The following is a 15,051-nucleotide window of genomic DNA, read 5'->3' as shown; positions in this document are numbered from 1 at the left end:
TACTCTATTGCGTAGTGGCCGTGTTAACGTGACCAGCTTTTCTCGACCGCGCCAACGTCCCGACAATAATCGATCGCCGCCTTGTACCCGTCATCCTCCTCTTTGAGTTTATTAAGGAATGGCTTTGCTTCTGCCCTCGACATGTCCCACATCTTGTCCGGGACCATCGCAGCAATGGCGTCCCAATCACGACGACCGCGACGGCAACCGATCTCGTAGGCCTTGCCTTCGGCGAACGCCTTGCATTGGGCGCGTGCGTCCGCCGCATCCCACCGAAGCCTGTATTCTTCGAGGATTCCTCGCAGGGTGTAGTTGGGCGCGCGGGCATTCAATTCGCTTTTATCGACGCTGGACTCATAGCGGCATCCAAAGCCGCGCTTTTCATCCGCCGAGGCGGAACCGGCGAGGACAGTCGTCGATGCAGCCACGGTGAGAATGAGGGCTAGGATCTTCAATGGCTTACTCCTCACTGCTTCCAGCTCCTGTCATGAATTTGCGCTGCGCGGCGCGGTCACGAGCTGACGAAATCGCGTCGGTGCCGACCGTGTTTGCTATCGCGGCCTGAACGCGCAGGTTTTCGTTGAGGAGAACCGCGACTTCGGCCAGCATCCGCGTGTTGTAGTCGACCGAGGCTTTGAGATCGGCGTTGCTGTCGATGTCCTCGATCATGCCGTTCACCCGATCCATCGACGCATTGGCGCGCTGGTAGGTATCTTCGGCCGTTGCCACGGCCGCCATGCCGGACCCGGCCTGCGTCGCCAACGCCCGGTCCTGCGTGCGTTCGGAGCCGAGAAATTGCGTCAGATCGGCGAGGCCGAACGTGTCTTTCAGTTCCGAGATCCGGTCGCTGATGACAGAGGTGTTGCCGGAGAGGCCGCCGCCCGAAATGGCACTGTCGATGATCGAGCTTAGGCTATCGGCCGCCTCTCGTGCGCTCTGATCGGTCGCCGAGTTGAGGATGCCGCCGATCCCCTTGTCGCCAGTCATGCTTTCGAGCTGATCCTGCAGGTTCGTCAGTTGCTCGAGCTGGTTCTCGTAATCCTTCTGCATCTGTTCGAGCTGCTTGATGAACTGCGCGATGGCCGCACCGTCGATAACGGGCACGCCCTCGGCATGGGCCGGGATGCTTCCCAGCGAGACGACGACGATCGAGGCCGCCAGGGTTCGGATCATCCGTTTCATTGGACTACGACACTCCCTTGGTTGATCGGAGCCCATTCGCAGGTCTTCGCCTGGCAGGGCCACTTTTCGGCGGTGTAGCTTGCGCACCCGGCCGTCGAGGCGGCCAGCAAAAGGACGGGGAGGATCTTGATGTTCATGGTCAAAGCTCCTTCCAGAAGCCGGGATTTTCTCGCCAGTCGGGGGCGAGTTTTCGCCGCCGGGACCGGACACTAGAGCTGTCAGAAGCGGGCCGAGCGCTCCAAGGTCCATGTCGACGAAGACACTTCTGTCGCCGGAGCGGATCGAGGCGTAGCGGTTGCCTGACCCCGACGACATGAGAAACTCCGTCTCGCCATCGCTCAGGCCGAGCGGCGCAAGCTCGGTCTGCGTGTTGCGCGAGTTCGGAAACAGGATCGTCGTGGCGATGCTTTCGAGGATCGAGTTGCCGGCACGACTGTCCGCGATGTGCGAGACGCGCTGCGTCAGCATGACGACCGCGACGTTCTTCTTTCGCATCGTCAGCATCCAGTCTTTCAACCGGCTCTGGAAATACGGGTCATCGAGGAGCTTCCACGCCTCGTCGAGCACCACCAGCGTCGGCCGTCCGTCCTCGATCGTACGTTCGATCCGGCGGAACACGTAGCTCAGCCAGGCCATGCGCACGGCCGGGACGTCGAGCAATTCCGTCAGATCGAAGCCGGTCACGTCATTGGCGAAGTGCAACGGATCTTCGGCGGTCCCGCCGAACAGCCAATCGTATCGACCGCCCTCATCCCATTGCGCCAGGCGCGTATAGAGGTCGCCGTCATCATCGACGCCGCGAAGCTGCGATCGGAAGTGGCTGATCGTCTGCAACACAGGATCGGCATCGGCGTTGCTCGCCGTCATTTGCGCCAAGGCTTCCCCCTGCATCGGGGAAAGCTTGTCGCCGTCCTGCGAAAGCAGCGCGCCAAGCCAGTCCGTCAGCCATGCCGTTCCGCGGGCGTCACCTTCCGCCCGGAACGGGTTGAAGCCGGTTTGCTCGCCCATGCGCACCGCCGAGTAGCTGCCGCCGAGCGCGCGAAGCGCCATTTCAAGGCCGCGGTCCTTGTCGAAGGCGATGATGCGGGGGCGCGGTTCGATGCGTTGCGCTTGCGCCATCAGGAATGCGATCGCCGCGGTCTTGCCCGAGCCCGTGCGGCCGACGATCAGCGAATGGCCGACGGTGCGCTCACCTGGCTTGCCCGCCAGATGGAAGCTGAACCGATAAGGCTCATGGCCGAGCGTGCGGAACGTCGTGATCGGCGCGCCCCAGGGCACAAGGCCCGGCTCGAGCCCTTCGCCGTTCGCGTGGAGCGCAGCGAAGTCCGCGAAGTTGGCCGAGGAGATCATTGCCGCGCGGGCGCGGTAGCTGTGATTGCCCGGATGCTGCGCGAAGTACGCGCTACGCGCGCCGATGTCCTCACGCACCATGACGCCGCCGGTGCGTTGTCCGGCGCTGCGAACGCGCGACGCGACCTCATCAAGCTCAGCCTCCGAACGGGCGAAGACAGTGATGGAGGCTTGGTGCAGGCCGAAGCTGATCCGGCCAGAGGCCAGATCATCGGCCGCATCGACAAGCTGGATTTCCAGCGAGCGTGCCGCGTCGTCGGCGGCCCGCATCTGCCGTGCCGTCCGCTGGACGCGCGCCAGCGCCTCGAATTGCTCGATCGGAGTGAAGGAGTGCGTGACGACCGTATCGTGCGGCAGGTCGAGACCGTCGAAGACGCCCGCCTGCGTTTCGGTCGGATATTTCTTGTAGGTGAAGATCGCGCCGAAGCGCGTCTCCTCCGCGTCGTTGCCGAAGACGATGAATGTGTCGTCTCTAAAATCAACTCGCGATGAGGCCATCAGATCGGCCAGCGGCCGAAATTCCGCCCCCGGCGAAAGCGGCCGATAAATACCCGACACGCATGCCTGCAGCATCCCGAGCCATTCACCGTTCGAGACAGAAAGGCGGTAAGGCGAGGCCGCAGAGAGCGCGCCCATCATATGCCCGACCACCTCGTTGAGCCGGGCGATGCGCCGCTCGCGCATTGCCATGAGATCGCGCTTGCCGCCGCCGGTGATCCGGGCCCACAGACTGGTCAGCGTCATGGGGCGCACGATCACCGTGACCATGATCCGGCGCGTGCGCAGACCCATCACGCGAATGTCGGCTTGCCACGCCCGATCCACCGCCGCGGCGAAGCCTTGGCCTTCGACCGGCGGCATGGCGACGCTTGCCGGGTTGGAGACCCGATGTACGTAGAAGGCGACATCGGATCCGGACTGGGCGACGCCGCCGCCCATCGCGTCGGCCAGGTCGCCGACCGCCGCCTGTTCGGCGGTGAGCGCCTCGATGCCTTCGACCATGAAAGAGGCCATCACGTCACCGTCGCGCAGCATCAGCACGTCGTCGCCGACCGGGACGAGGTAGGGGAGATGCTTCGCGAGCATGTGTTCGCCCGCAAAGCCCCGCGGCTCGACGGCCTTGCGCCCATGACCTCTTTCGACGTCAAGCACGGTAGATGATCCCCTTTCCCCTGAACCAGCTCTGGGGAAGCGGTGTGCGGATCATCGTGATGAACACCACGTCCGCGATCCGCGGATCGTAGTTCGCCAGGAGGCGGAGGCCGACGTAGCTCATGACGCCGGCCACTGCGAAGTAGATGAACGAGAGCGTGGCGATGAAGCCGCCGAACGTGATGCCGAAGAGGATGACGACGTAGCTCATTGGCAGGCCCGCGATGCTCACGGGCCTGGTCAATGCCTGGAAGCAGGGCCGGCTCACGAGTACCCGGAGAGCAGCGTGGCCGCGCCGAAAAGGATCGAGAGGCCGATAAGCACCGATCCGGCGAACATCCAGTTCATCCGGCCGGTCGCGAAGGCGAGGCCGACGCCAGCCAAGGCGACGAGGCCAATGGCGCGTCCGAGCGTCCCCGTCAGGGCATCACCGATCGTCGTGAAGAAGTTCGTGACCGGCGAGAGGTCCTGCGCCATCGCAGCCCCGGTGCTCACCACGGTCAGCGTCGCCGCCGTGGCCGCAATGCGGCCAACTGTGTTCAGTTGAAGTCCCATACGCCGTTCCTTTGCATTTCGGGATTGGTGGAGACCCCACGCGCCGCGCTCGCCGCTTCGGGGGCAGGGCGTGTGAGTGCTGCACCCGCCGGCGCTCGGTCGACGGCGGCAGTGATGGTGGCGACGTAGGCGAGCGTTTCGCGGAACGGTGGCACGCCACCATATTCTTCCACGCGATGCGGGCCGGCGTTGTAGGCAGCCAGAGCCAGCCGCACGTCGCCGAAGCGGGCGAGCTGCGCGGTGAAGTACCGCGCGGCCCCATCCAGATTCTCAGAAGGGTTGAAGGGGTCGGAAACCCCGAGCAGGCGAGCTGTGTCCGGCATCAGTTGCCCGAGCCCTTGAGCGCCCTTCGACGAAACGGCGCGGGGGTCGAACCGGCTTTCCTGATCGATCAGCGCTACGAAAAGATCGGCGAACTCAGTCGCAGCGAGACCGGCGGCGCGTGGCCCAGGTCCGCCTGCATGTCGCAGACCGACCGCGTACGCCGTGTCGCGGTACTGCTTGGAAGCCGTGCTGGCTGACAGGCGGTGAGCGGGGGCAGACCGTGCTGCCTCCCGCGTGGAGTCCTCGGAGACTGAAACGGAGCCGTCGTGTTCGAATTCTACAACCAAAGCAACACTAGGTTGTAGTCTCGCGCAAAGAAGGAGAGGCAAGAGCAGCAGAGGTCGCATGGTCAGCTATGAAATGGATTTTGCAGACACACCGGACGACGAGCACCAGTGTGACGACGGGGCGTATGGCCACGCAAAAATATCGAATCAGGCGGCGGCAAAGGCTGCAGCGATGACTGTGAAGGCGAAGATTGGACCAGCCGCCGAGCTATACCCATCGCGACTGTACCCAGACAGCCCAATGCGAATGAATGGCAACGGTGCACGCCCCTGCGAAGGCTATCAGGGGCGGCGGCGGCAGGTGAATTTGTGGAGGTGATGACTCCAGACGCGGCTTTGGCGGTCGTAACGACGGAGCGGCGTCTTATTGGAGCCCTGTAGGCTTTGATCGAAATCACGTTGTTTGAGCCCGGTTGCTCCCCGGACTCACGAGGTGTCTTCGACGTCCTCCTCATCGTCTTCAGAGCTCTCTTCGTCCCCACGAAGCCAGGGAACGAAGACGCCCTCATCTTGCGGAAACATGCTCCGGTGATACGAGAGGATGGCATTTGCAGATCGGAAGCGTTTGGGCTCGCCGTTGCGGGCGATGTAGACCTGTGATTCGCTTCCGTCAGATCGAACGCCGAAAACAAACCAGTTGGTTTTACCATTCCGATCTTTATAGGGGCGGTACTTGAGCTTGCCCCCAGCATCCAAGAACGCTCGAACAACATTGCCGAGTAGCACCCTTCCCCCAGGCTCCAGCTTCGCCACACAAACCTCCCACTTCGTTCACAGGAGGTCAGCATAAAGATTTGCGCAGCGTCATGCCATCCCGGCATGGCGAATTCTGTTCTAATTTGTCTACATTAACAGTATGAAATATTACGTCGTAATGAGTCAATAATGCAATTTGAACGGAATTGGCATTTTGTCGAAAGCGAGCACGAAAAACGACGCGATTTCGGTAAGTTGCGCAATTTTAAAAAATGAACGATAGGCCGGATGTCAATCGCGGGGAAATTTTGCACGCCGAAACATAGCCCTCGGCTCGGCCGAAGCGGATGGCGGCGGAGAGTTCGCGCCAGGTGATCGAGTAGAAATGGGGGTGTTCAGTGTTCAGACCAGATCGACATCAGCCTCCTCCACTGTCCGGGCTCTCAGGAGTGGATGGCCTTGCTTAAGGCTTCCTCGGCCCACTGATTGAGGCTCTTGCCTGCCAGTTCCGCCGCGATCGCGGCCTTGCGATGGATCTCTGGGCTGACCCGGAACATCATCTTGCCCGAATAAGGCTTCTGCGGCTCCTTACCGATCGTGGCACAGGTCGCGAGATAGTCGTCCACGGCCTCGTGGAAGGCTGTCCGCAGTTCCTCAACGCTCTCGGCATGAAAACCGACGCCATCGCGAATGCCGGCGATCTGGCCGAACAGGATGCCGTCTTCGTCGTCGTATTCGACGCGGGCCGCATAGCCCTTATAGGTGATTATGTTGGTCATGGCTCGATCCCAAGTCGGATCAGGAACGCCCGGGCGGCGCGAACCTGATAGCGCTCTGCTTCCTTGGCTGGATGCGGACGATGAAAGCTCTCCAGCTCCCCGTCCTTCTCGAACCGGACGCGAGAGCCGCTGCCCTCGATGATCCGGCATCCGGCGGCAACAAGCAGACCCTCGATGGCCGCCCATTCGAGAGTACCTGGCACAGGCTCCCTGAAGACAGCTGCCAAGGTCTTCTTCTGCTTGCTGTTCATGCAAGCAAGTTAGGGGGTGATATCATATACTGCAAGCGTGAAATTCGCTGCCACATGCGCTCAGCAATGGAGCACTGTTCCTCGCTGAGGACGTTGGCGTTCCGAGCCTTTAAGAAGCAGGGCGCCTACGGATCTGATCTCGCCGTTTCCCTACCGCCGATATGGCCCTGTGAAGAGGTCGCCCAGCGCGCGGCGGAGTAGCACGGTCAGACGGCGTTTTTCGATGTTCCAAGGGCGGTCGTGATCGAGGTGGCAGCGCTGGCAGAAGGCGGCGAGATTGTTGTCGGCGTTGTTGGCCGTGTTCTGGTCGAGATGGGCGCAGGCGAGGCGGACGAATGTCTGCGCAATTCCACCTTCGTCGCCTGACACCCTTGGATCGGGTGGTGTCTTTGTTCGAACCAGTCGTCCGCGGTTGTCGCGCCAGCGACCGGCAGTGTTGTCGAACCAGCGCCCGTCGCTCAGGTGATAGACAAGCTGGCCATGGGGTCGGCCGCATCGCTCGCAGCGTCCCTTGGCTCGATTGAACCTGATCGCGGCCGAAAGTTCACGCCAGTCGATCGGATAGAAGTGCCGGTCTTCACGCCGGATCGGCATCGCTCCCCTCCCCGGCGGTCGCGTCCTCATTCTCTGGCGGTTTCATTATATCGAGCGCGCCCTGCTCTTTGTATTTGTCGCGCGCCCGGCTAATGGTCAGCCGGCTGACGCCATAGTCGCGGGCAAGCCGTGCGACTGACGCACCATCTTGAAGCTTAGTGATAACGGCCCGCTTCTGATCCTCGGTCAGACGTGGCGGACGGCCGAGCCGCTTGCCCTCGGATTTGGCTCGGATCAAGCCAGCCTGGGTGCGTTCGATCAGGAGGTCGCGCTCAAACTCGGCGACGGCATTGATGACACCCATGGTCATGCGGCCTGCCGGGCTGGTCAGGTCGACGCCGCCGAGCGCCAGGCAGTGAACCTTGATGCCGAGCTCGTCGAGTTGGTCGACGGTCTTGCGAACATCCATGGCGTTGCGGCCGAGACGGTCGAGTTTGGTGACGACAAGAATGTCGCCGTCTTCCAGTCGATCAACAAGCCTGCCAAAGCCCGGTCGTTCCGACGCCGCGGTCGCTCCAGAGATGGTCTCGGTGATGACCCGGCGCGGCTGAACCTGAAATCCTGCCGCGCGGATCTCGCCGAGCTGGTTCTCGGTGTGCTGCTCGATGGTCGAGACCCGGGCATAGGCGAAAATGCGCGACATGGATGGCGTCGAACCCGGAAAATAGCATCAAAAACGTGGATGAAGTTATTGCGCATGCGCATAACCCGAGCAAGCTATTTTTCGGTCATATCGACAGCGATATGCCCACAAACGGTCGATTGTGGGCAGGAGGAAACGGGACAGGATAGGCTCACTCTCTTAACTGCTTCCATAATTGCCAGCGAGCTCCTATCTTGCATTATGGTGTTAACGCTCACTGCCTCCTCAAAAGGAATGAATGATGCTTGATCGGCATGTTGTACCCGTCGCAAAGAACGGGCGCATGAACCTTCCCTCAGCCCTTCGTGCCAAACTCGACCTGGAAAGCGGCGGCAAGGTCGTCTTTGTCGAAAAGGACGACGGAGAGGTGGAGGTGACAACCCTGCGTCGCTCCCTAAAGCGCGCACAGGATCTGGTGAGGCAATACATACCTGCGGACGTCAATCTCGTGGACGAGGTGATCGCCGATCGTCGCGCGGAAGCCCAACATGAATTGGAAGATGAGGCATCTTACAGTGATCGGAACGGCTCGATTCAAGAATGACCGGCTCTGTTCTGGACACCTCGGCAATCATGGCATTCCTGCGCAGCGAAATCGGAGGCGAAGAGGTCGGCCGAATGCTCGAGGGTCGGGCGATCGTATCAACCGTCAACGTGCAGGAGCTTCTGGCGAAACTGATCTCCAAAGGGATGAGTGTTGGCGATGCGCGTCTGACGGTTCGATCCTTGAACCTTGAAGGGCATGATCTCTCTTGGATGCTGGCGGAAAGCGCCGCTGAGATGATCGAGCATACCCAGGCTCACGGGTTGAGTTTGGGCGATCGAAGCTGCCTCGCTCTCGCCCGGGCTTTGAACATGCCAGCGGTCACGGCCGATCGCGCCTGGGCGAACGTAGCGGATGATTTGGGTGTAGACGTCGTCTTGATACGGCGATGAAGACGTGAGTCGAGAGCTTTCGACTCTTGCCCGAAGTTTCGCGAGGCCTATCCAGCTTTCGCTGGATCACATTCTGCACTATTCATCGGGAGTGATGGGGATGGGGTTCCCCCGATAACCGCCATGTTGGCTGATGACTCCTACCGAACGCCGTTTCCGGCGCGGTAGGGGCTGTCCAGGTCCCGGTCGCCCGGCCAGGGACCATCATGCAAAGCAGCCTTACCTATCTCATCGTCTTGATCGGAGCCGGACTCGGCGGGGCGCTGCGCCACGGCGTCAACGTCGCCTCCTTGCGCGTCTTCGGCTCCGGCTTTCCCTTCGGGACGCTCACCGTCAATGTGGTGGGCTCGCTCGCTATGGGCCTACTGGGGGGATATTTCGCGTTGAGGTCGGAACCCGGCCAGATCTGGCGGCTGTTCCTGACCACCGGCGTCCTCGGCGGGTTCACGACCTTCTCCACCTTCTCACTCGACTCGGTGCTGCTCTATGAGCGCGGGGAGATCGGCATCGCCGTTCTCTACGTCACGCTATCAGTCGGGGCGGCCCTCGTCGGGCTGTTCGCCGGCCTCTTCATCATTCGTCACTTCGCTTGAGATAGGAGGCTTCCATGCCCTCTCGCCTGTCTATACCTCGATTGCTTGACCTCGCACGAAGGGAAATCGGACCTCTTGCGGCGCTGTTGGTGGCGGCTGCGCTCGTTCTCTCGTTCGGTTATCTCGCGACGGAGGTGCTGGAGGGGGACACCGCCGCCTTTGACCGGGCTGTCGTTCTCGCCCTGCGCACCAGCGGCAATCTGGCCGATCCCATCGGCCCCGCCTGGCTCGAAGAAATGGGAAGGGACGTGACTGCGCTCGGCAGCTATGCGTTCCTCGGCTTCGTGTTCTTTTCGGTGCTGGGCTATCTGCTCCTGATCCGCAAGCGCTCCGCCGCCCTCCTCATGACGGCCGCGGTACTTGGCGGCGCTGTCCTCAGCACGATCCTCAAACTCGGCATCGATCGCGCCCGTCCCGACCTCGTTCCCCATGCCGCCCGCGTCTTCACCGCCAGCTTTCCGAGCGGCCACGCGACGCTTTCCGCCGTCACCTTCCTGACGCTTGGAGCGCTCCTGACCCGCATGCATGCCGAGCGCCGGATCAAGGTTTACTTTATGGCGCTGGCCGTGATCCTCACCGTCGCCGTCGGCCTCAGCCGGCTTTACCTCGGCGTCCACTATCCGACCGACGTGATCGCCGGATGGGCGGTGGGAGCCGCCTGGGCGATCCTGTGCTGGGTGGCGGCCGTCTGGCTCCAACAGCGGGGCGAGGTGGAAAGGCCCACCGCATCCCACCCCGATCTACGCGAAGCACCTGAGGAAGCCTCATGAAGACGGTTCTCGCATCCTGGCAGTTCTGGGCCCTGCTCTCGGCGGCGTTCGCGGCCTTCACCGCGATTTTCGCCAAGGTCGGGGTCGAGAACGTCAACTCCGACTTCGCCACCTTCATCCGGACCATCGTCATCCTGGCGGTTCTCAGCGCCGTTCTGGCGGCGACAAGGCAGTTCCAGTCCTTCGGCACGATCTCCAGCCGGAGCTATCTCTTTCTCGTGCTCTCAGGGATGGCGACGGGCGGCTCCTGGATCTGCTACTTCCGGGCGCTGAAGCTCGGCGACGCCGCGCGGGTCGCACCGATCGACAAATTGAGCGTCGTGCTGGTTGCAGTGTTCGGCGTGATCTTTCTCGGGGAGCATCTGTCCTTGCCGAATTGGCTCGGCGTCGCCCTGATCGCGGGGGGCGCGATCCTCGTCGCCTACAAAGGATAGGACATGGAAGCCCCGCCGCCGGATTCAGAGCTGCACAGGATCGTTCGCCGCGTGGCGGTCCTCAACCTCTCCTATTTCGGCATCGTTCGCGGTCGCCCTTGCCATCGGCTCGGTGTCGCTCTTCGCCGACAGCGTGGATTTCCTCGAGGACGCTTCCGTCAACTTCCTGATCCTCATCGCACTCGGATGGTGCGTGGTGCGGCGCGCTCGTGTTGGCATGGCGCTGGCGGGCATCCTGCTCGTGCCCGGCCTCGCGACCCTCTGGATGGCATGGGAGAAGTTCAACATGCCCGCGCCGCCCGAACCGGTACCGCTAACCCTGACGGGGGCCGGGGCCTGCGCGGTTAATCTCGCCTGCGCCTACATGCTCGCCCGCTATCGCACCCATGGCGGCAGCCTCACTCGCGCGGCCTTTCTCTCCGCTCGAAACGACGTTCTTGCCAACATCGCGATCATCGCGGCGGGACTGGTGACGGCCTTCCTGTGGGCGTCCGCCTGGCCCGACCTGATCGTCGGCCTGGGAATCGCCGCGATGAACGCGGACGCTGCTCGAGAAGTCTGGGAAGCGGCCCGCGAGGAGCATCGATCGGCCGAGGCTTAGAACAATTGGCTGTCGCTAAACTCCTGAAAATTTCGAGTAGCGCTTAAGTTGGCTTGATCTGCCGATAGATGCAATATTGCGACCCGTACACGCGCTCCAGGGTGCGCTACTCGTCGCGGATCGTGCCGGGCAGCGAGGCCGCGAAAACGGCCCAAAGGCCGAGCGCGGCGGCGGAGCGGCCCGCGATCGCGGCGCCGAGCAATACCAGACCCCAGCCGACGAGCTGGGGATTGCGGCTCACCCGATAGGCTCCGCCGGTTGCGAGCTCGCCCATGCGCGTGCCGGACGTCTCGGGAGGGGCCAGGGTCATTTGCGCGGCGGCATAGAGGGAAGCGCCAGCGCTGGCGAGAATGAGGCCGGTAGCACCGGCTGCCCTCGCGCCGATCGGAAGCGGCCGCGGTTTCCGCCAAGCCGCCACCGCGAGCAGGGCGGCGTGAAGGCCATAGGCCAGGTAGGCCGACGCGGAGGTGGACGGCCGAAGGCGCCCCAACTCCCCATAGTCGTGGCGCGCCCGGCGGCGCGTCGTCGCCGCCAAAGCGAGGACAACGGCCGCACCGGATATGAGCGCGACGGCACGGGCCGGTCAGCTCTCATCGGCTTGCTCCCGCGCTTCGCCGAGAGCGTCCCAGCCCTGCCAGACGATCACCGGGAGCATGAGCAGCGCCCCGGCTGAGTCCGCCCACCACCAGCCGAAGGCGGCGTTAAGCCCGACGCCGAGGAGCAGCGAGAATGACATCCAGGAGCACACCCAGGTCTCGGCGGCATCGGCCTGGAGCGCCTTACTGTTCATTTCGCGCCCGGTACGCTGCTTCGTCCAGGCGAGAGCCGGCATGACGAGGAGGGAGAGCACCGACAGCACGAGGCCGACCATTGACGTGTCGGGTGCCTCGCGAGCCAGCAGCGCCGGGATGCTCTCGAAGAGGATGTAGGCGGCCAGCGCGAAGAACGTGCCCGCCACCACATAGAGCGCGCGGCGTTCGGCCTTGCCGCGCTCGCCGATTTCCGCCTCGGGACCGGCGCTGTAGAGCCGCCAGAGCAAGCCGATCGCGGAGGTGACCTCGATGACGCTGTCCACGCCGAAGGCGATCAGGGCCGTGCTGCCGGAAATAATCCCGGCCCCGATCGCCACCACAGCCTCGACGACGTTCCAGGCAACGGTGAGCCACTCGAGGCGCAGCGCACGCCGGTGTAGCGCCTTGCCGTCCATCGTGTTCACGGCCGCCATCAGCGCGCTTCCGCCGGCTCAGCCGGACGATCGGCATGGAAGCGCAGGAGGCGCAGCGCGTTGATCGTGACGAGCACGGTGGCGCCGGTATCGGCCAGGATCGCCATCCAGAGCGTCGTCGTGCCGGTCAGGGTCGTTACCAGGAAGATGGCCTTGAGGCCGAGCGCCAGGGCGATGTTCTGCCAGATGTTGCCGAGCGTCGCGCGCGACAGCTCCACCAGCTCGGCCACGCCCGTGACGCGGTTCTTGAGCAAGGCGGCATCCGCCGTTTCCAGCGCGACATCCGTGCCCCCGCCCATGGCTATACCGACCGAAGCAGCGGCCAGCGCCGGCGCATCGTTGATGCCGTCGCCCACCATGGCGATGCCGCCCTGCGCCTTAAGCGTCCCGATCTCGGCGAGCTTGGCATCCGGCAGCAGTTCGGCTTTTGCCTCCAGGCCAAGGCTATCAGCGATCGCGGCGGCGGTGCGCCGATTGTCGCCGGTCAGCATGACGGTGCGGACGCCGAGCGCATTGAGGCGGGCCACGCCTGCGGCCGCGTCCTCGCGGGCCTCATCGCGCAGGGCGACGACGCCAAGGATTCGCTTGCCGCTCATCACAACCACCGCCGTCTTGCCCTCGGCCTCCAGAGAAAGAAGCCGGCCACGGATCGCCTCGGGCACGTCGCCTTGCTCGGCCGCATAGCGCGGCGAACCGACCGAGACGAAGCCTTCGCGCAGGCGCGCCGTCACGGCCTTGCCGGGGATCGCCATCGCCCCGCCGAACACCTTCGGCAGTTCGAGGCCGCGCGCCTCGGCCGCCTCTACGATGGCAGCGCCGAGCGGATGGCTGGACCCGCGCTCGACGGCCGCGGCCTTCGCCAGGATTTCGGCCTCGTCACCCTCGATCGCGATGACGTCGGTCACCTTCGGGCACCCGATCGTCAGAGTGCCGGTCTTGTCGAAGGCGACGGTGCGAACCTTGCCCAGCGTTTCGAGAGCGGCGCCACCCTTGATGAGAAGACCGCGCCGGGCCCCGGCGGCAAGGCCGGAGGCGATCGCCGCCGGCGTCGAGATCACAAGAGCGCAGGGGCAGGCGATTAGCAGCGTCGCGAGGCCGCGATAAATCCACGTCGACCACTCCGCTCCGAATAGGAGCGGCGGCACGACCATGATCAGCGCCGCGACCGCCATTGCTGCGGGTGTGTAGTAGGCGCTGAACCGGTCGATGAAGCGGGCCGTCGGCGCCTTTGAGCCTTGCGCCTCCTCGACGAGGTGAATGATGCGGGCGATCGTGTTGTCGGCGGCCGTGCGCGTGATGCGCACGCGCAGCACGCCATTGGCGTTGATGCTGCCGGCATAGACGCTGCTGCCTACCTCTTTCAGGACCGGCACGGACTCACCCGTGACCGGCGCCTCGTCCATCTCGGACATGCCATCGATCACCTCGCCGTCCGAGGGCACGCGATCACCGGGCCGCACCACGACGATATCGCCGATGCCGAGCCGTTCGACCGGAACCTCCGAGACGGCGCCGCCCTGCTCAAGGCGCGCGACGCGCGGCACGAGGTTCATCAGAGCCTCGATCCCGGCGCGTGCCCGGCCAGCGGCGACGTTCTCAAGCAGCTCGCCCATGGCGAAGAGGAAGACAACGACCGCCGCCTCCGCGCCCTCGCCGATCGCGATGGCGCCGATCGCGGCGACGGACATCAGGGTTTCGATGCTGAAGGGCGTGCCGTTGCGTGCTCCGGCGATAGCACGCCGGGCGATCGGGACCAGGCCGAGCAGCGCCGCGGCCACATAGGCCCATTCGGCCAAAGCGGGCGCGACCGCCGCGACGATGAAAGCCAGGATGAGGACAGCGCCGGTGCCGAGGACAAGCTGCCCTTTGCGCGTCTGCCACAAAGCTCCATCGGCGACTGTCGATGGAGCTTCAAAAGCGGGACGGTCGGCCGACGTCTGAGCGTCGAGTGAATGCGGAGCGTAGCCGAGGGAACGGATGCGCTCCTCGATTGCTTTGCGCGAGGTGCGGTCCTCATTGAAGACGAGGGAAAGCCGTTCCAGCCCGACATTGACATTGATGTCGCTGACGCCGGGCAGGCGCTTCAGTCCGTTTTCGACCTTCAGAGCGCAGGCTCCGCAATCCATGCCTTCGACACGGAGCTTGAGTTGGGTGGCGGCCTCGGCTGCCATGGTGTCACCTCGACTTCTTCGATGTCAGATCATATGTGCACCCTGTAGCAACTACAGGGTCAAGGGCATGGCGTGCGAAAACCTCTCGATCGGGGATCTTGCAAAGGCGACGTCCACGAAGGTGGAGACGATCCGCTATTACGAGCGGATCTCCCTCCTGCCGGCCCCGGAGCGCACGGCTGGCAACTACCGTAGCTACTCGGCCGCCCATTTGGGCCGCCTCAGTTTCATCCGCCGGGCGCGCGATCTCGGCTTCTCCATCGAGCAGGTGCGTGACCTTCTCGGCTTGTCGGACCAGCGCGACCGTCCCTGCGAGGCGGTCGATGCGATCGCGCGCGAGCACCTGGCCGAGGTGAAGCGCAAGATCCGGGATCTTCAGGCTCTACGCCGGGAGCTGGACAGCATTCTCAGCCAATGCAGCCGCGGTACGGTCGCCGAGTGCCAGATCATCGAGGCGCTGTCGCCGACCGCAACACCGAGGGGGGGGCATCCGCACTCCAGAGACTGA

19 protein-coding genes, 1 pseudogene and 1 riboswitch are annotated in these 15,051 nt (G+C 63.7%); of the genes and pseudogenes, 7 read left to right on the top strand and 13 right to left on the bottom strand.

Annotated elements, in window-relative coordinates; translation table 11 throughout:
* Positions 1-23 precede the first annotated feature (23 nt).
* The 10 genes from ATO4_RS11170 to ATO4_RS11120 all read right to left on the bottom strand — a co-directional run bounded on the left by ATO4_RS11170 (position 24) and on the right by ATO4_RS11120 (position 7,813).
* Positions 24-455 carry a hypothetical protein gene (locus tag ATO4_RS11170; protein ID WP_083591593.1) on the bottom strand — a complete coding sequence of 144 codons (432 nt, stop codon included), beginning with the start codon at positions 453-455 and terminating at the stop codon, positions 24-26.
* Between the two features lie 4 nt (positions 456-459).
* Positions 460-3,684 carry a type IV secretion system protein gene (locus ATO4_RS11160; RefSeq protein WP_139802392.1) on the bottom strand — a complete coding sequence of 1,075 codons (3,225 nt, stop codon included), beginning with the start codon at positions 3,682-3,684 and terminating at the stop codon, positions 460-462.
* Positions 3,677-3,952 carry a VirB3 family type IV secretion system protein gene (locus ATO4_RS11155; RefSeq protein WP_083591591.1) on the bottom strand — a complete coding sequence of 92 codons (276 nt, stop codon included), beginning with the start codon at positions 3,950-3,952 and terminating at the stop codon, positions 3,677-3,679. Before ATO4_RS11155 ends, ATO4_RS11160 begins: the two co-directional genes overlap by 8 nt.
* Entirely contained in the window at positions 3,949-4,239 is a 291-nt protein-coding gene (locus ATO4_RS11150) for a TrbC/VirB2 family protein (RefSeq protein WP_083591590.1), read from the bottom strand. Before ATO4_RS11150 ends, ATO4_RS11155 begins: the two co-directional genes overlap by 4 nt.
* A complete protein-coding gene (locus ATO4_RS28685; RefSeq protein WP_083591589.1) occupies positions 4,224-4,910 on the bottom strand; it encodes a lytic transglycosylase domain-containing protein in 687 nt (228 codons plus the stop codon). Before ATO4_RS28685 ends, ATO4_RS11150 begins: the two co-directional genes overlap by 16 nt.
* A gap of 366 nt (positions 4,911-5,276) precedes the next feature.
* Positions 5,277-5,603, bottom strand: a complete 327-nt coding sequence (locus ATO4_RS27060) for a hypothetical protein (RefSeq protein WP_139802391.1) — start codon at positions 5,601-5,603, stop codon at positions 5,277-5,279.
* A 386-nt stretch (positions 5,604-5,989) separates the two neighbouring features.
* The gene (locus tag ATO4_RS11135) at positions 5,990-6,325 is read right to left on the bottom strand and encodes a type II toxin-antitoxin system HicB family antitoxin (protein ID WP_083591587.1); all 336 of its coding nucleotides are present in this window, start codon (positions 6,323-6,325) and stop codon (positions 5,990-5,992) included.
* Complete coding sequence (locus ATO4_RS11130; protein ID WP_083591586.1) at positions 6,322-6,576, bottom strand: type II toxin-antitoxin system HicA family toxin; 255 nt, start codon at positions 6,574-6,576, stop codon at positions 6,322-6,324. The genes ATO4_RS11135 and ATO4_RS11130 overlap by 4 nt, the downstream gene beginning before the upstream one ends.
* Positions 6,577-6,726: 150 nt before the next feature.
* Complete coding sequence (locus ATO4_RS11125; RefSeq protein ID WP_083591585.1) at positions 6,727-7,170, bottom strand: hypothetical protein; 444 nt, start codon at positions 7,168-7,170, stop codon at positions 6,727-6,729.
* The gene (locus tag ATO4_RS11120; RefSeq protein WP_083591584.1) at positions 7,154-7,813 is read right to left on the bottom strand and encodes a recombinase family protein; all 660 of its coding nucleotides are present in this window, start codon (positions 7,811-7,813) and stop codon (positions 7,154-7,156) included. The genes ATO4_RS11125 and ATO4_RS11120 overlap by 17 nt, the downstream gene beginning before the upstream one ends.
* A gap of 241 nt (positions 7,814-8,054) precedes the next feature.
* Here ATO4_RS11120 and ATO4_RS11115 point away from each other — a divergent pair, with 241 nt between their 5' ends.
* The 6 genes and pseudogenes from ATO4_RS11115 (at position 8,055) to ATO4_RS11090 (ending at position 11,147) form a co-directional block, all read left to right on the top strand.
* Positions 8,055-8,357 (top strand): AbrB/MazE/SpoVT family DNA-binding domain-containing protein, encoded by a 303-nt coding sequence (locus tag ATO4_RS11115; RefSeq protein ID WP_083591647.1) that lies wholly within the window; start codon positions 8,055-8,057, stop codon positions 8,355-8,357.
* A complete protein-coding gene (locus ATO4_RS11110; protein WP_083591583.1) occupies positions 8,354-8,749 on the top strand; it encodes a type II toxin-antitoxin system VapC family toxin in 396 nt (131 codons plus the stop codon). Before ATO4_RS11115 ends, ATO4_RS11110 begins: the two co-directional genes overlap by 4 nt.
* An 87-nt stretch (positions 8,750-8,836) precedes the next feature.
* Positions 8,837-8,899: riboswitch (Fluoride riboswitch) on the top strand.
* Between the two features lie 56 nt (positions 8,900-8,955).
* Positions 8,956-9,342, top strand: coding sequence for a fluoride efflux transporter CrcB (gene crcB / locus ATO4_RS11105; protein ID WP_083591582.1), 387 nt, complete (start codon positions 8,956-8,958; stop codon positions 9,340-9,342).
* A 14-nt stretch (positions 9,343-9,356) separates the two neighbouring features.
* A complete protein-coding gene (locus tag ATO4_RS11100; RefSeq protein WP_083591581.1) occupies positions 9,357-10,112 on the top strand; it encodes a phosphatase PAP2 family protein in 756 nt (251 codons plus the stop codon).
* Complete coding sequence (locus tag ATO4_RS11095; RefSeq protein ID WP_083591580.1) at positions 10,109-10,546, top strand: EamA family transporter; 438 nt, start codon at positions 10,109-10,111, stop codon at positions 10,544-10,546. Before ATO4_RS11100 ends, ATO4_RS11095 begins: the two co-directional genes overlap by 4 nt.
* Positions 10,547-10,549: 3 nt before the next feature.
* A pseudogene (locus ATO4_RS11090) lies at positions 10,550-11,147 on the top strand (cation transporter).
* Between the two features lie 106 nt (positions 11,148-11,253).
* On the opposite strand, the gene ATO4_RS11085 reads toward ATO4_RS11090, so the two are convergent.
* From ATO4_RS11085 to ATO4_RS11075, 3 genes are read right to left on the bottom strand one after another with little or no spacing between them, the layout of a single operon-like run.
* On the bottom strand, positions 11,254-11,682 hold the full coding sequence (locus ATO4_RS11085; protein WP_139802390.1) for a methyltransferase: 429 nt from the start codon (positions 11,680-11,682) through the stop codon (positions 11,254-11,256).
* 48 nt (positions 11,683-11,730) lie between these two features.
* Positions 11,731-12,372 carry a cation transporter gene (locus ATO4_RS11080; RefSeq protein ID WP_083591578.1) on the bottom strand — a complete coding sequence of 214 codons (642 nt, stop codon included), beginning with the start codon at positions 12,370-12,372 and terminating at the stop codon, positions 11,731-11,733.
* Entirely contained in the window at positions 12,372-14,543 is a 2,172-nt protein-coding gene (locus ATO4_RS11075) for a heavy metal translocating P-type ATPase (RefSeq protein WP_083591577.1), read from the bottom strand. Before ATO4_RS11075 ends, ATO4_RS11080 begins: the two co-directional genes overlap by 1 nt.
* A gap of 67 nt (positions 14,544-14,610) precedes the next feature.
* Here ATO4_RS11075 and ATO4_RS11070 point away from each other — a divergent pair, with 67 nt between their 5' ends.
* The gene (locus ATO4_RS11070; RefSeq protein WP_083591576.1) at positions 14,611-15,051 is read left to right on the top strand and encodes a helix-turn-helix domain-containing protein; all 441 of its coding nucleotides are present in this window, start codon (positions 14,611-14,613) and stop codon (positions 15,049-15,051) included.

The sequence above is a fragment of the Aurantimonas sp. 22II-16-19i genome (assembly GCF_002088275.1).
GTDB lineage: Bacteria > Pseudomonadota > Alphaproteobacteria > Rhizobiales > Rhizobiaceae > Jiella.
This window is presented reverse-complemented; position numbering and strand designations above follow the sequence as displayed.

Coding starts and splice junctions, on each gene's coding strand:
- ATO4_RS11150 (WP_083591590.1), bottom strand. CDS start 4,239: ATGGGACTTCAACTGAACACAGTTGGCCGCATTGCGGCCACGGCGGCG.
- ATO4_RS28685 (WP_083591589.1), bottom strand. CDS start 4,910: ATGCGACCTCTGCTGCTCTTGCCTCTCCTTCTTTGCGCGAGACTACAA.
- ATO4_RS11135 (WP_083591587.1), bottom strand. CDS start 6,325: ATGACCAACATAATCACCTATAAGGGCTATGCGGCCCGCGTCGAATAC.
- ATO4_RS11130 (WP_083591586.1), bottom strand. CDS start 6,576: ATGAACAGCAAGCAGAAGAAGACCTTGGCAGCTGTCTTCAGGGAGCCT.
- ATO4_RS11125 (WP_083591585.1), bottom strand. CDS start 7,170: ATGCCGATCCGGCGTGAAGACCGGCACTTCTATCCGATCGACTGGCGT.
- ATO4_RS11120 (WP_083591584.1), bottom strand. CDS start 7,813: ATGTCGCGCATTTTCGCCTATGCCCGGGTCTCGACCATCGAGCAGCAC.
- ATO4_RS11115 (WP_083591647.1), top strand. CDS start 8,055: ATGCTTGATCGGCATGTTGTACCCGTCGCAAAGAACGGGCGCATGAAC.
- ATO4_RS11110 (WP_083591583.1), top strand. CDS start 8,354: ATGACCGGCTCTGTTCTGGACACCTCGGCAATCATGGCATTCCTGCGC.
- crcB (WP_083591582.1), top strand. CDS start 8,956: ATGCAAAGCAGCCTTACCTATCTCATCGTCTTGATCGGAGCCGGACTC.
- ATO4_RS11100 (WP_083591581.1), top strand. CDS start 9,357: ATGCCCTCTCGCCTGTCTATACCTCGATTGCTTGACCTCGCACGAAGG.
- ATO4_RS11095 (WP_083591580.1), top strand. CDS start 10,109: ATGAAGACGGTTCTCGCATCCTGGCAGTTCTGGGCCCTGCTCTCGGCG.
- ATO4_RS11080 (WP_083591578.1), bottom strand. CDS start 12,372: ATGGCGGCCGTGAACACGATGGACGGCAAGGCGCTACACCGGCGTGCG.
- ATO4_RS11075 (WP_083591577.1), bottom strand. CDS start 14,543: ATGGCAGCCGAGGCCGCCACCCAACTCAAGCTCCGTGTCGAAGGCATG.
- ATO4_RS11070 (WP_083591576.1), top strand. CDS start 14,611: ATGGCGTGCGAAAACCTCTCGATCGGGGATCTTGCAAAGGCGACGTCC.